The organism is Kribbella rubisoli, from assembly GCF_004217145.1.
Taxonomy (GTDB): Bacteria; Actinomycetota; Actinomycetes; order Propionibacteriales; family Kribbellaceae; genus Kribbella; species Kribbella rubisoli.
Genome location: NZ_SHKR01000013.1, coordinates 1,083,815 through 1,097,180, shown reverse-complemented (window position 1 = coordinate 1,097,180; position 13,366 = coordinate 1,083,815). Strand labels below are relative to the sequence as shown.

Here is a 13,366-nt window from a genome sequence, read left to right as displayed (position 1 = left end):
ATCACCCGACTGCGTCAGCAAGGACGAGTTTGACGCCCCGGATCGTGTGCAGCACAGGTCGATCCCCGACGTAGTCCATGGCCAGCAGCAGCACTCCGGCGACAACCGCCGCCAGCGCACCGGCAACGATCAGGGCCAGATGCGGTACGGCGAGTTGCAGCAAGGCGACCACCGCGCCCGCCACGGCGATCCCCTCGATGAGATTGGTCGCCAGCTTGCCGAGATTCGCGTACTTCGTTCCGAGCCGCTCCACGTCGGCCGCAGCCTTGTCGAGCTGCTCGATCCGGTCGCCGCCGTAAAGCTTCAGATACGCCTTGACGTCATCGACCCCGATGACGAATCCGACCGTCGCCGGGATCGGCTTGGCGCCGGACAACCGTGCGTACAGGACCTTCACGTCGTCACGCATGCCGGCGAGCGCTCCGCCGGGGAACATCCGCGTGAACAGGTCCAGCGCCCGCTGCACCGCCCGGACACCGAGCTTCACCAGGCGACCCGCGTACTGGCCGAGATCGACCTTGTCACCGATCTTGTCGGCCACGTCCCGGATCTTCTCGGGCACCAACTTCACAGTCTGCTTGAACGCCTCGGTCACCGTCCCCGCAGCTGTCGCGGCGATCCCGTCCGCAACTCGCTCAGCGGCATCGCGAACTCGGTCCAATGCGGCCTCGACCGATTCCGAAGCGTCCGCAGCCTCGAACCCTTGCCTCCGGCCCGCACCGGCTTCGAGCCCGTCCAGCGCGTCGACGACATCGGCGAGCCGTGCCACCGCAACGCCGTACTCCCCAACCGCGTCCGCGCCCGTGTCAGTCTCCCCGACCGCTTGTCCCGCCGCGATCAAGGTGTTCCCGGCCGATACCTGCACCACCGCCGCAATCAGCACCGCGGCAACATCCGTGTCCCCCTCGGCCTCGACAGCTTCGAAACCCTGCCGCCCACTGGCCTCGAGCTCGTCCCCCGCAACCCGGACAAGCGCCTCCACGGCGTACTCGTCCGGCCCGTCATTCCCCGCCAACGACTCCTCGACCACCCGAGCCACATCCAGAACAGCCCGAGCCGACTCCACCCCAGCAGTCACCCTGCCCCCCTTCACCCATCACACATTGTGTCCTCCCCGACTCCATTTCGGAATCCCCGGTCACAACGTGTCTCGGCCGGCGGAGGCGGCTCAGCGGTCCGGGAGGTTGAGGCGTTTCAGGCGTTCGTAGGCGCCGAGGATGTGTTTGTCGATTCCGTCCTGGGCGGCTTGCGGGTCGCCCAGGGCCAAGGCGTCCCTCAGTTCCTTGTGTTCGCTGTAGCCGACGTCGAGGAAGTCCGGGAAGCTTGCGTTGCGGGCCCTCAGGAAGACCGTCACCTGTCCGCGGATCGATTCCCAGACCCGCAGTACGCGGGCGTGGTCGCAGTACGCGTAGATGATGTCGTGGAACTGGAGGTCCAGCCGTACGGCGTCCTCGGGGTCGATCTTGGTGTCGACGCTCTTCATCTGTTCCAGGACCGCGTCCATCTCGGCGAATCCCACGCCTTGCATCCGCGTGCACGCCCGGCTGGCGGCCAGCTTCTCGATGGCGCCGCGCAGCGTGTGCACTTCCTCGACGTCGGTCTTCGTCAACGTGCTGATGAACGCCCCGCGGTGCCGGCGGATCTCGACGTGCCCCTCTTCCTCGAGCCGGGTCAGGGCCTGCCGGATCGGCCCGCGGCTGACCTTGAGCGCGTCGGCGAGCTCGGTCTCCTTCAGATGCTGGCCGGGCTGGAACTTGCCGCCGGTGATCATCTCCCGCAGCACGTCAGTCACCAGATCGCCAAGCCCGCGCTGCGAGGGCAGCGGTGACACGACATCGTCGGGGATCATGCCCGACCACCTCCTCAGGGCAGCTACCGCCAAGTATCCGAGCGGGACGACTCTAACCGCCGTCGGGTCTCTCTGTAGATTGTAAACAGTAAGTCATTGACAGTAAATCAACTACAAGAGCAGACTCGGAGCCTCCACTCAGGCAGAGCGGCACAGCGCCGACGCCCCTCCCCCTTGGGGTGCGAAGTCGGCCGACCCCCGTGAGGCAAGCCCGATCACCCGGGCAGAGAGAGGTCACGACGATGACCACCGACACAGCGGTTCACACCGGACGCACGGCCCTCGGCCCGTTCCCGCCGGCCGCTCCCCGGAATCCCGATGCGCCGCACGTCACCGCGGCGACGATCGACGTCGACGCCGGACAGGTCCAGGGTCCGCTGGCGCGGATCTGGGAGAGCTTCGGATACGACGAGTTCAACTGGACGTACATGCCCACCGGCAAGCGGCTGCTGCAGACGTTCGCCGACTTCTCCGGCGCCGGGTACTTCGTCCGGCCGCACTACATGTACTGCTCGGGCAGCGGATTCGGCATCCCGCACTGGAGTTCGGGCAACGTCTACCACGAAGACGCCGACGGCAATCCGTACTACGACTTCACGCTGCTCGACCAGGCGTACGACGCGATCATCGGCGCCGGACATCACCTCCTGGTCGAGCTCGGCTTCACCCCGCGGGATCTCCTGCCGCCCGAGGCCGAGGAGTTGACCGTGGTGTCCAGCCCGACGGCGTACACCAGCTACGAGGCAGGTGCCTGGGGCTATCCGCCCAGCGACTATGCCAAGTGGGGCGGCCTGATCAGTGCGACGGTTCGGCACTGCCTCGATCGCTACGGCGAGGCGGAGGTGAAGACCTGGCTCTGGGAGCTGTGGAACGAGCCGGACATCTTCTACTGGCGCGGCACCCTCGATCAATACAACGAGCTCTACACCGCAACGGTGCAAGCGATCCGCGACGTGTTGCCTGAGGCAAAGGTCGGCGGGCCGGCGGTCACCAGCGGTGGCCTGAACTTCCTCCGCGGCTTCCTGGACTACACGTCGAGCCGCGACGAGCCGCTGGACTTCATCTCGTACCACACCAAGGGCTGCCACTTCCCGACCCGCGACTACAAGCCCTTCACCGAACCGGCCGCCGAGCAACTCAGCCCGTCGTCGACGAAGATGCTGTACGACGTACGCGAGTTCAACCGGCTCATCGGTTCTTATGAGGCGTACGCCAACCTGCCCGTGATCGTCGACGAGTGCGACGCGGCGGTGCCCGCGCACTTCGGACGGTACGACAACCGCAACTACAGCTTCCAGAACACGGAGTACTACCCCGTGTTCCAGGCGAAGCTGATGAAGAAGATCCTGGACCTGAACGACACAGAGCCGGCCAAGGTCGCCTACGCAACGTCCTGGAGCTTCTACTTCGAGGCCGAGCGCTACTTCGAAGGCACCCGGTCCTTCCTCACCGCGGGCGGCGTCGAGAAGCCGTTCCTGAACGCCTATCGGATGCTGTCGCTGCTCGGTCCGGATCGGCTTGGCGCGACCTCGGACGCGGCCTGGAAGGTCGGCGAGCTCGAGGAGACCGACGGCAGCAGCATGCCCGAGGAGGTCGACGTCCTCGCCTCACGTGCGGAGGACGGGAGCGTCGCCGTACTGGTCTGGCGGCACATTGATGACCAGTATCAGACCAGCGACGACCTGACGCCGGTGACCGTGACCGTGCGCAACCTGCCGGCCGGGTCGTACCGGTTGCGGCATCTGCGCATCGACGCCGACCACAGCAACTCCTTCACCGTCTGGCAGTCGCTCGGCTCACCGCAGGATCCGACTCCGGAAGAGCTCGCGAAGATCACCAGCCGACAGGGTCTCGAGGAGCTGGAGTCCGAACGTCGGGTGACCGTGGACGGTGACGTGTCGCTGGAGATCGCGCTTCCGTTGCCATCAGCGTCATTGCTGGTCCTCGAGCCGGGTAGCTGATCATGGTTGCTCTCAACAACGGAGTACAGATCCCGCAGCAGGGATTCGGCGTCTTCCTGGTCCCGCCGGAGGACACCCAGCGCGCGGTCGAGCAGGCGATCGAGATCGGCTACCGGCACATCGACACCGCGGCGGCGTACAACAACGAGGCCGGTGTGGGCGCGGCTGTGCGGGCGTGCGGGGTCCCTCGCGAGGAGCTGTTCGTCACTACCAAGCTGCGCAACGGCGAGCACGGCTATGAGTCGACGCTGACGGCGTACGACGAGACTCTGCAGCGTCTAGGCCTGGAGTACGCCGATCTCTATCTCGTGCACTGGCCCAATCCGGCAGCCGATCTGTATGTCGACAGCTGGCGGGCTCTGGAGCGTATCTACACCGATGAACGAGTGCGGGCCGTTGGTGTGTCCAACTTCCTGACCGAACACCTGGACCGATTGGCCAAGGAGAGCGAGCTCGTGCCGGCGGTCAACCAGCTCGAGCTGCACCCGACGTACCAGCAGCGGGAGCTGACCGACCTCTGCCGCGAGCGGTCCATCGCGGTCGAGGCGTACTCGCCGCTCGGCCAGGGCGGCGATCTCGATCATCCTGTACTGGCGTCGATCGCCGCCGATCACCAGGTGACGCCGGCACACGTCGTACTGCGTTGGCACCTGCAGCTCGGGCACATCGTCATCCCCAAGTCGGTCACGCCCGAACGGATCCGGGCCAACTTCGACCTCGACGGTTTCACACTCACCGACGACGAGATCGCGTCGATCACCGCGCTGGAGAACGGCAACCGGCTCGGCGGCGACCCGCGTACGTTCGCGATCAGCCAGATCAGGTAGCCCGGTCATGACGAGCAGATCGATGCAACTCAGCCGGCGGCGAACCGACGTACGAGCTGTCGAGCAGCGGCCGCGGCACGGCTGGAAGAAGACGACCTGGATCTGGATCTTCCTCCTGCCGACCGTGGTGCTCTACGGCCTCTACACGATCTATCCGATCATCGCGAGCTACTGGTACTCACTGGTCGAGTGGAACGGCTTCGACTCCGACCAGAAGTTCGTTGGCTTGAGCAACTACAAGGAAGTCTTCGCGGACCCGCTGTTCTGGAACTCGTTCAAGGTCACGTTGCTGTTCATGCTGCTCGTCGTACCGGCGCGGGTGCTGCTCACGCTGCTGCTGGCGATGGTGCTGAACTCGCCGAAGTTGCCGCTGATCGGCGTACTGCGGTCGGCGTTCTTCATCCCGGTCGTCACCACGACGGCGATCATCGGCGTGGTCATGCGCTTCGTCCTGGATCCAAGTACCGGGCCGATCAACTCGGTGCTGATGAAGTTCGGATTCAGCGGCGTGGACTTCCTGGGCGGTCAGCACCTGGCGCTGCCGACCGCGGCCGTGCTGTACATCTGGAAGTTCTTCGGCGTCACGATGATCTACTGGCTCGCGGCGCTGCAGACGATCCCGTACGAGCTGTACGAGGCGGCCCGGATCGACGGCGCGGGCACCTGGCAGCTGTTCCGGTACATCACGCTGCCGATGCTCAAACCGTTCTTGATCATCATCACCGTGCTGACGGTCGAGGAGACGTTCCACAACTTCGACCTGATGTACACGCTGACCGCAGGCGGGCCGTACTTCCACACCGAGATCGTCGAGATCTACATCTACCGGTGGGCGTTCGCCGCCCCGATCCCGCAACTCGGGCACGCATCGGCGGCCGCGGTGATCTTCGGGCTGCTGGTCGCGATCGTCGGCGCCATTCAGCTCTGGGGCGTGTACGCCGGTCGCCGGCTGAGAGGAGAACAGCGATGAGCGCTGTCGTCGAAAGGACGGACCGGCATCGTCGGATACTGCATCGGCTGCCGTGGTGGCTCGCCGCGATCTTCCTGGTGGGTATCGCGATCCTGTGGATCTTCCCGTTCCTGTGGATGCTGTCGGCGTCGCTCAAGGACAACATGGAGATGTTCAGCGGCGGGCTGAAGCTCTGGCCGTCGAAGTTCGTCTGGGACAACTATGCGCGGGCCTGGAACGACGCGCATTTCGGCCGGTACCTGATCAACACCATCGTCGTCACGGTGATCACCGTCGTGATCGTCACCATCCGCTGCGCGACGGCCGGCTATGTCCTTGCCCGGTACAAATTCCGCGGATCCAAGCTCTTCCTCGGCGTACTGGTCGCGACGCTGTTCGTACCCACCGGCTACACGATCATCCCGGTGGTCAAGATCTCGATGCAGTTGCACCTGATCGACTCACTCAGCGGGATGATCCTGGCGCTCAGCGGCGGGGCGTACGTGTCGGCGATCTTGATCTACTTCGGCTATTTCCGGCAGATCCCCCGGGAGTTGGAAGAAGCTGCGCTCGTCGACGGCGCCGGCTTTGTTCGTACCTTCTTCTCGGTGATGTTGCCGCTGGCAATGCCGGTCACCGCGACCGTCGCAGTACTGACCTTTATCACCACGTGGAACGCGTTCTTCCTGCCGTTGGTGTTCACCTTCAGCCGACCCGATCTCCGGACCGTAAGTGTCGGCATGCAGGCGTTCGTCGGCGAGACCGCCACCGACTGGTCCGGAATGGCCGCGGCCGGCGTGATCTCGATCGTCCCTGTGGTCGTCCTCTTCATCTTCATGCAGCGCTACTTCGTCGAGGGAATCTCCGGAGCAGTGAAGTCTTGATCTAAGGAGTAGAAACATGCCTGGAATGACACGTCGCAGTTTGCTCGGCGCATCGGTACTTGCCGCTGTCGGAGCCGCGACCGGATGCTCGAGTTCTTCTTCGACTTCGAACACAAGTAGCGGCGCCACCGGAACGCTGGACTGGTGGGACCACTTCAGTTCGTTCAAGCATCTCAACGACGACTGGGCCAAGAAGCAGTCCGGACCACTGAAGACGAACGTGGCCCACACGTACTACGACGCCTCCAAAGCAACCCAGGCCTTGCAGTTGGCGCATCAGGCCAACAAGATGCCGGACGTCTACTCCAACGTGGTCGGGCTGCCGTTGCCGGCGTTGGTCAGTGGCAAGTGGGTGCACGAGGTCACGATTCCCGCCGATATCAAGGCGAAGCTGCCCAAGGACGCCTTCAACGAGGGCATCACCCAGCTGGACGGGAAGCTCTACGGGTTCCCGATGTTCAGCCTCCGGCAGAGCTCGACGCTGGTGTGGGCGAACAAGGACCACTGGTCCAAGGCCGGGCTCGATCCGAACAACATCCCCAAGGACTACGGGGCTTTCAAGGACGCGCTGGGCAAGCTCAAGTCGGCCGGGATCCAGCCGCTCACCCTGGCGATCGGCGCGGACGGCGGCCGGATCCGCGACCAGGTGGACGACATGGCTCAGGCTGCCGGATTCCCGGGGTACCAGGGTCTGCAGTTCACCACCGGCGAGTACGCGTATCACCACGACGCATATGTGACTGTGATCGAGTTCTTGAAGTCGTTGAACGATGACAAGTTGATCATGCCCGGGTCGAACAACTTCGGTGTCGTCGATGCGCGGACCAGGTACGCCTCCGGCGCGGTCGGCACGTTCATCGACGGCGTCTGGTGCGCCGGCGGCTCGAAGGCGCTGGCACCGCCGATCGTCGACAAGCTCGCCTCCGGCCAGATCCTCGTGCCGACGGCCGGTACCAACCCCTGGTGCTACCGCGGCCGGCCGAGTTCGGGGTACTTCGTCTCCGCGGACAGCAAGAACCCCGACGCCGCCGGGCAGCTGATCGCTTCCTTCATGACCGAGGACTACCAGAAGGGCATGATCGAGGCGATGGACCAGCCGCCGCTGAACCTCGATCTCGTCGCATCGTCGAACGCGGTCGACGCGTACAAGAAGGGCATCGAGTTTTGTAAGTCGAACGTCTTCCTCATGCCGCAGGCGATCGTGCGCAATCCTGCCCAGGCCCGCGTGGACGCTCTCCGTAAGCCTGTTACCCCGCACGTCGGCAACATCGTCCAGGGCTACCTGGCCGGCTCGATCAAGGACCTCAAAGCCGAGCTCAAGAAACTGAGCGACGCGACTTCCGCCGACCGCGAGCAGGCCCTTTCGAAAGCCAAGGCGGCCGGCGCCAAGGTCTCCGAAGCCGACTACGTCTTCACCGACTGGAAGCCCGGCCAGGACTACGGAGCCGCCAAGTGAACCGCACCGCAATAGTCACCGGCGCAGCCTCCCCCCGCGGCATCGGCCGCGCCACCGCCCTGCTCCTAGCCTCCCAAGGCTGGAACATCGGCATCCTCGACATCGCCTCCGGTGACTCCCTGGCCTCGGAAATCACGTCCCAATACAACGTCAAAGCCCACGCCGTAACTGCCGACGTCTCCGACGAATCCCAAGTCTTAGGGGCGATCGACGAACTAGAAGCCGCCCTCCCACCTTTGGCCGCCCTAGCCAACCTAGCCGGCGTTTCCTCCCCCATGCCCTACCTAGATCTAACCTCCGAAGAGTGGCACCGGGTCATCAACATCAACCTCAACGGCGTCCACTACGTAACCCACCGCGTAGCCAAGAGCATGGTGAGACACAACTACGGCCGAATCGTCAGCGTCTCCTCCACCTCAGCCCAACTAGGCGGCGGCACCTACAGCAAAACCCCCTACTCAGTAGCCAAGGCAGCCGTAATCGGCCTAACCAGAGCCCTGGCTCGAGAACTAGGCCCCCACAACATCACCGTCAACGCCGTAGCCCCCGGCCCCATCGACACCGACATAATGGGCGGCCCCCTAACCCCCGACCGTCGCTCAACCCTCGTCGACTCCCTATTGGTCAACCACCTGGGCCAACCGGCCGACGTAGCCTCCGCCATAGCCTTCCTCATGTCCGAGAACTCCGCCTACATAACCGGCCACACCCTCAACGTAGACGGCGGCCTCTACATGCACTGAAATCAACTGCCGCCGCTCCCGTACGGACGAGTGATGATCTCCAGCCAGTGCCCGTCCGGGCCCTCCCAGTAGAGACCACGGCCGCCATCGCCGTGGTTGATCTCCTGCGGCTGACGCTTGAACGGGTCGGCCCACCACCCGCGACCGTCCTCCTGCAAGCGACCGAGCACGAGGTCGAACTCCTCCTCACCCACCAGGAAGGCGTAGTGCTGCCCATGGATCTCGCCCTCGGTATCCATGAAGTCCAAGCTCGCCCCGTTGTCCAACTTCAGTTCGGCGAACGGCCCATACGCCCTCGCCTCCGGCAGGCCCAGCACCTCACCGACCTCACGAGCAGCAGCCCACCGATCCTTCACATGCACAATCGTGTGGTTCAGTTCGACACTCATCGACCTCTCCCGTCGCCTGTGCTCCTCTGACGCATGCTCACCACTGTGCGCTCGACGCAGGCTTCCGTGAAGACCCCTCCAGCCCACGTACCCTGCGTGGACCGAACCTGACGGGCCTGGCGTCAGTCGTCGGCTGGGATCCCGGGGAGGTAGTCGACCTCGCACCTGTAGTAGCGCATCGACAATGCGGCGCGCTGAGCGTCGATGGCGCCCTCGCCGATGGCGAGAACATGGTTGAGCCATCGGTAGGGCTCGTGGTCGGTCTCGAAGGTCAGGACGTGCAGGCCCGAGCCGTCCGTGACGTTCGACAAGCCGGTCAGCCGGAACATCACGAAGCCGCCACCGCCGACGTCGATCAACCCACGCGCGTCGGGGTGGGCGTACCCGTCCCGGAGCCTCGGGTTGTTGGACCACCGGGCGGTGCCGGCGAGCCGCCCCGTGAAGGCCGCCGTCCCCTGCCCGTACAACAGGCCGTCGCCTGCCGCCGACGGCTCGATCGTCTCGATCAAGTCGTACCGCCACTCAACATCACAGAGATGCTCAAGCCTCACCGCCCACCTCCCAGCCGCTCCTCCCCACGACGTTCCTCCCTCACCGCACGGTCCGCAACCGCCAGCGCCAGGGCTCGTCCCCTAGCGAGAGATGCCCAGATATCCCGGAGGGCGACGCCAGAAACCGAAGCCCGTGGATGGGAGGACGCCGAGCCACGAGCCCCGAGGCATCCCCCAGTGAGAGCTGGTGAGGGGACTTGAACCCCTAACCCCCGCTTTACAAGTGCGTGGGTCTCCATACTGCATCCTGTCCTGAGGCGGAAACCCCGAGCATTCGCCTGTCTCCGCTGCCTGATCTGCCAACCGCAAATCAACCAACGGTGCGTGGCGTAGCTAGCCTCAATGGGACGTGCGCTCCTGCTTCAACTCGCCCGTCGAAGGGCGACCTTAGCCGAACCGACGAATATCAAGAGTCATCCGCTATGGACCGATGACGTGACTATGCCTCACTGTTGGTCGATCAGTTCAGACGACGCCCGGCGCTGTCGCTCAGCGGCCAGGCGCACGTGGCGATTTGTGGGGGGACCACATGAGCCAAGACGTCTCGGACCAGCCCGAGGAACAGAAGAAGGGCGGCCCGATCCGTGCATTGGCGAGCCATCCACTTCTGGTGGCCGTCGTACCTGCCGTGATCAGCGTGGCTGCCACGCTTCTCCTCGGCGCTAACGGGCAACTCCCGTCGGCGGTGAGACCTGAGCCCTCGGTCGTGACCACAACAGCCACCACAACTGTGACGGCGAGTGCCTCTGCCGCCGACACCGAGTCGACCCCGGCCGCCAGCCCGTCGTCCGGCGCCGCGGCGCCGGTGATGCACGCCGGGAAGCTCGACCTGGCGCTCAATGCCTCAGCCGACCTAGACAGTCCCTCGATTGACGCGACGTGGCGGGTGATCTCCCTGCCCCAGGGCGCATCTGCGGACATCAACTGGCAGGGCGGGGGACTGTTCGTCCGCGGTGACGCACAAGGCTTCGTCAGCAGCGCGACGAGGCCCAGCTGCCAGACCTCGTCAGGCTACGGGACGAACTTCCTCGAACTGCAGAACAAGCCACTCGGAACGTTCCTGTGCATTTACACCAACGAGAAGCATTACTCGCTTCTGAAGTTGACGAGGGACGACGGAAACGACGGTGCCTCGTTCGAGGTGACGACGTACAACTGAGCGAGCCGATCCGCCTGCCGGCGACCGGATCGAGGTCTGCTCAACCGAAGCCGCCGAGGCGGTCGAAGTCTGGACCGGCGGATTAAAAGGGGCAATGATGCCCTAGCAACCAGCCTCTCTAGGCGTCAGAGCCCTGACCTGAAAGGGCTTCTGGCCTCACCAGGCGCCTCTCTTTGACCCCAGTTCGCACCACGATTGATCCCACGGCGGCGATCGAGCAACCATCCGAACAGCTGGAGCTCAGCCCTGACCCTCGACTCTGCAACTTCCTGCAGAGGCTGGTCGCGGAGTACGTCGGCATCGGTCCTAAGTGGGTGATCCGCCGCTACCGCCTGCACGAGGTGACCGCACATGGCAGCCGGCGAGGCGACCGACTGGGCCGCGCTGGCGGCAGACCTCGGCTACGCCGACCAGGGCCACTTCGTCCGCGACTTCAAGAACATCTTCGGCGAGCCACCGACCTGGTACGCCCAGCGGTACTGATCCGTGGAACCGGCGAAACCCGAGGCGCCCGCCTCGAGGATCGAGACGGGCGCCGCACCCTGACCGTTGACAGGACGCGCTATAGATCAGCTGGTTCGCGCAGCCTGCTCGACCAGCGCGGTGACCGCCCCCGGAACCTCGAGCATGGAGAGGTGGTCGGCGTTGCGCTTGACGATGATGCCGTGGGCGCGCTTGGCCATTGCCTCCTGCTCGGCGGCCGGGAGGACCTTGTCACTCGTCCCGATGAAGAAGAAGCTCCTGATCTGCTTCCACGCCGGAGCGTTCGACCGGGCCTTCAGTGCGCTCAGGGTGACCGGTAGCTGGTTGGCGGCGAGTACCTTCGTCTGCGTCGTAGGCAGCTTGGCGGCGAAGATGCTTTTGAATAGCTCGGGCTTGATGTAGGTGTCGACATCCCCCTCCGGGGCGCCCGGGTACTGCACGAAGTTGAAAACCGTGCTCGGGTCCGGAACGGCCAGGGCCGAGCCCGGCTCGGCTCCGGAGAGCTCCAGGACGCTCTCACCCTCGTCCGGTGCGAAGGCGTCCACGTAGACCAGTGCCTGGACACGCGGGAGACGGGTTGCAGCGTTGGTGATCACGCTGCCACCGTAGGAATGACCCACTAGCACGACCGGCCCAGTGGTTGCCTGGTCGACGAACGCTGCGACCGCAGCGGCATCGTCGTCGAGCCCGCGCAGCGGATTTGGTGCGCTCATCACGATGTAGCCGTCGCTCTGGAGTCGCCGGGTCACCGGGGCGAAGCTGGAGTCGTCCGCCCACGCGCCGTGCACCAGAACGATGGTGGGTTTGGCGGCCGCGGAGGCCGGGCTGATGTCCGACGTCTGGCCGGTCGAGGACGCGACAGCCGGGGCGGCGACGCCCAGGGCGGCAACGGCGGCCACGGCGATGCCGGACGCCAGCAGCCTGGCCCGGTTCAGTGGTCGACGGATCGTCATTGTGTTCTCCTTGCGTGGCGCGATCGCGCCGGTCGGTGGGACCTGCGACCTCACGGGGCCGGACAGGGGATCAGCGGGCGAGGAAGGCGAGGAGCGCCTGGTTGAACTCGCCGGCGTGCGAGACGTTGACGCCGTGCGGGCCTCCCTCGATGAGGACGACCTCGGACCCGGGGATCGCGGCTGCGGATCGGCGGCCGCTGACGTGGAAAGGCACGACGGCGTCGGCGTCCCCGTGGATGACTAGCGTCGGCACGTCGAACCGGGACAGGTCGTCGCGAAAGTCGGTGCGTCCGAACTGCGACGGGCCCTCGAGCGTGGCGCGGGGCGAAGCATGGTTGGCGAGGTCGCGGTCGAAGAGGCGCTGAGCCTCGCTGACGGTCGGTTGACCTGCAGCGGAGTAGAGCAGCGAGAGGAAGTTGTCGACGAACGCCGCCCGATCGGCGCGGATGCCGGCCTCGAAGTGCGCGATGGTGGCATCGTCGAGCCCGCCCTCGGGGTTGCCCTCGGTGACGTGCAGGAACGGCGTGACCGAGCTGGCGAGCACTGCTCGGGCGACTCGCGCGGTCCCGTGGTTGCCGATGTAGCGCGCGACCGCGCCACCGCCGGCCGAGAAGCCGACGAGCGTCGCGCCGGTCAGGTCGAGGTGCGTGACGAGCGCATCGAGATCGGCAGCGATGCTGTCGTAGTCGTGGCCGTTCCAGCTGGGCGTCGAGTACCCGAAACCGCGACGGTCGTAAGTGATGGCCTGGTGGCCGGCCTCGACCAGGGCCGCGATCTGCTTCTCCCAGGATCGACCGTTCAACGGCCATCCGTGGATCAGCACGACGGGCGTCCCGCTGCCCTGGACGTCATAGTGGAGCTCGACCGGTGAGCCGTTCTCGCTGCCCACGGTGATCTTCGGCATCGTCTTCTCGAATCCGTCCCTCGAGGTGGTGGACGTGGCGGTGCGAGGGACGTCGACACCGCCACGAGACAGGGCCGGAGGCACCTCTTGGTGAGAGGTGGGTTTCACCGAAGGGCCTCAGACCCGGGTGCCGTACTCCTGTTCACCACCAACGATCGCCAGGACCGACGCCGCCGTCGTCCGTCGCATGACGTCACCGGTGACGTACGTGCGTACGTCACCGGAGCCGACGACCGCGCGCCGCACCGCGCAGGAGGT

At 65.3% G+C, this 13,366-nt stretch carries 15 protein-coding genes; 8 read left to right on the top strand and 7 right to left on the bottom strand.

Features of this window, described 5'->3' with window-relative positions; all coding sequences use genetic code 11:
* Position 1: 1 nt before the first annotated feature.
* Positions 2-1,078, bottom strand: a complete 1,077-nt coding sequence (locus EV645_RS25430) for a hypothetical protein (RefSeq protein ID WP_130446443.1) — start codon at positions 1,076-1,078, stop codon at positions 2-4.
* A 90-nt stretch (positions 1,079-1,168) separates the two neighbouring features.
* On the bottom strand, positions 1,169-1,849 hold the full coding sequence (locus tag EV645_RS25425; RefSeq protein WP_130446442.1) for a GntR family transcriptional regulator: 681 nt from the start codon (positions 1,847-1,849) through the stop codon (positions 1,169-1,171).
* 242 nt (positions 1,850-2,091) lie between these two features.
* Here EV645_RS25425 and EV645_RS25420 point away from each other — a divergent pair, with 242 nt between their 5' ends.
* From EV645_RS25420 to EV645_RS25395, 6 genes are read left to right on the top strand one after another with little or no spacing between them, the layout of a single operon-like run.
* A complete protein-coding gene (locus tag EV645_RS25420; protein ID WP_130446441.1) occupies positions 2,092-3,810 on the top strand; it encodes a GH39 family glycosyl hydrolase in 1,719 nt (572 codons plus the stop codon).
* A gap of 2 nt (positions 3,811-3,812) precedes the next feature.
* Positions 3,813-4,637, top strand: coding sequence for an aldo/keto reductase (locus EV645_RS25415; protein WP_198681830.1), 825 nt, complete (start codon positions 3,813-3,815; stop codon positions 4,635-4,637).
* 7 nt (positions 4,638-4,644) lie between these two features.
* Positions 4,645-5,607: a carbohydrate ABC transporter permease gene (locus EV645_RS25410; RefSeq protein WP_130446439.1), complete on the top strand. Its 963-nt coding sequence runs from the start codon at positions 4,645-4,647 to the stop codon at positions 5,605-5,607.
* Positions 5,604-6,470, top strand: coding sequence for a carbohydrate ABC transporter permease (locus tag EV645_RS25405; protein ID WP_130446438.1), 867 nt, complete (start codon positions 5,604-5,606; stop codon positions 6,468-6,470). The genes EV645_RS25410 and EV645_RS25405 overlap by 4 nt, the downstream gene beginning before the upstream one ends.
* A 25-nt stretch (positions 6,471-6,495) precedes the next feature.
* On the top strand, positions 6,496-7,926 hold the full coding sequence (locus tag EV645_RS25400) for an ABC transporter substrate-binding protein (protein WP_157997152.1): 1,431 nt from the start codon (positions 6,496-6,498) through the stop codon (positions 7,924-7,926).
* Positions 7,923-8,669, top strand: coding sequence for an SDR family NAD(P)-dependent oxidoreductase (locus EV645_RS25395; protein WP_130446436.1), 747 nt, complete (start codon positions 7,923-7,925; stop codon positions 8,667-8,669). Before EV645_RS25400 ends, EV645_RS25395 begins: the two co-directional genes overlap by 4 nt.
* A 2-nt stretch (positions 8,670-8,671) precedes the next feature.
* Here EV645_RS25395 and EV645_RS25390 read toward each other — a convergent pair whose 3' ends face one another.
* Both EV645_RS25390 and EV645_RS25385 read right to left on the bottom strand, forming a co-directional pair.
* Positions 8,672-9,058, bottom strand: a complete 387-nt coding sequence (locus EV645_RS25390) for a VOC family protein (RefSeq protein WP_130446435.1) — start codon at positions 9,056-9,058, stop codon at positions 8,672-8,674.
* A 122-nt stretch (positions 9,059-9,180) separates the two neighbouring features.
* Positions 9,181-9,609: a DUF3237 domain-containing protein gene (locus EV645_RS25385; protein WP_130446434.1), complete on the bottom strand. Its 429-nt coding sequence runs from the start codon at positions 9,607-9,609 to the stop codon at positions 9,181-9,183.
* Between the two features lie 529 nt (positions 9,610-10,138).
* On the opposite strand from EV645_RS25385, the gene EV645_RS25380 reads away from it, so the two are divergent.
* Both EV645_RS25380 and EV645_RS42850 read left to right on the top strand, forming a co-directional pair.
* Positions 10,139-10,768 carry a hypothetical protein gene (locus EV645_RS25380; protein ID WP_130446433.1) on the top strand — a complete coding sequence of 210 codons (630 nt, stop codon included), beginning with the start codon at positions 10,139-10,141 and terminating at the stop codon, positions 10,766-10,768.
* 351 nt (positions 10,769-11,119) lie between these two features.
* Positions 11,120-11,251 (top strand): helix-turn-helix domain-containing protein, encoded by a 132-nt coding sequence (locus EV645_RS42850; protein ID WP_238175179.1) that lies wholly within the window; start codon positions 11,120-11,122, stop codon positions 11,249-11,251.
* 86 nt (positions 11,252-11,337) lie between these two features.
* Here the strand turns inward: EV645_RS42850 and EV645_RS25370 are convergent, their stop codons facing one another.
* The 3 genes from EV645_RS25370 to EV645_RS43225 form a co-directional block, all read right to left on the bottom strand.
* Positions 11,338-12,204 (bottom strand): alpha/beta fold hydrolase, encoded by an 867-nt coding sequence (locus EV645_RS25370; RefSeq protein ID WP_130446432.1) that lies wholly within the window; start codon positions 12,202-12,204, stop codon positions 11,338-11,340.
* 70 nt (positions 12,205-12,274) lie between these two features.
* Positions 12,275-13,108 (bottom strand): alpha/beta fold hydrolase, encoded by an 834-nt coding sequence (locus EV645_RS25365; protein ID WP_130446431.1) that lies wholly within the window; start codon positions 13,106-13,108, stop codon positions 12,275-12,277.
* A 117-nt stretch (positions 13,109-13,225) separates the two neighbouring features.
* Positions 13,226-13,354, bottom strand: coding sequence for a hypothetical protein (locus EV645_RS43225; RefSeq protein WP_277877085.1), 129 nt, complete (start codon positions 13,352-13,354; stop codon positions 13,226-13,228).
* Positions 13,355-13,366 lie beyond the last annotated feature (12 nt).

Bases quoted from the DNA above. Each gene is read 5' to 3' on its own strand.
- EV645_RS25420 (WP_130446441.1), top strand. From the start codon at position 2,092: ATGACCACCGACACAGCGGTTCACACCGGACGCACGGCCCTCGGCCCG.
- EV645_RS25365 (WP_130446431.1), bottom strand. From the start codon at position 13,108: ATGCCGAAGATCACCGTGGGCAGCGAGAACGGCTCACCGGTCGAGCTC.
- EV645_RS25370 (WP_130446432.1), bottom strand. From the start codon at position 12,204: ATGACGATCCGTCGACCACTGAACCGGGCCAGGCTGCTGGCGTCCGGC.
- EV645_RS25405 (WP_130446438.1), top strand. From the start codon at position 5,604: ATGAGCGCTGTCGTCGAAAGGACGGACCGGCATCGTCGGATACTGCAT.
- EV645_RS25390 (WP_130446435.1), bottom strand. From the start codon at position 9,058: ATGAGTGTCGAACTGAACCACACGATTGTGCATGTGAAGGATCGGTGG.
- EV645_RS25380 (WP_130446433.1), top strand. From the start codon at position 10,139: ATGAGCCAAGACGTCTCGGACCAGCCCGAGGAACAGAAGAAGGGCGGC.
- EV645_RS25410 (WP_130446439.1), top strand. From the start codon at position 4,645: ATGACGAGCAGATCGATGCAACTCAGCCGGCGGCGAACCGACGTACGA.
- EV645_RS25415 (WP_198681830.1), top strand. From the start codon at position 3,813: ATGGTTGCTCTCAACAACGGAGTACAGATCCCGCAGCAGGGATTCGGC.
- EV645_RS25425 (WP_130446442.1), bottom strand. From the start codon at position 1,849: ATGATCCCCGACGATGTCGTGTCACCGCTGCCCTCGCAGCGCGGGCTT.
- EV645_RS25400 (WP_157997152.1), top strand. From the start codon at position 6,496: ATGACACGTCGCAGTTTGCTCGGCGCATCGGTACTTGCCGCTGTCGGA.
- EV645_RS42850 (WP_238175179.1), top strand. From the start codon at position 11,120: ATGGCAGCCGGCGAGGCGACCGACTGGGCCGCGCTGGCGGCAGACCTC.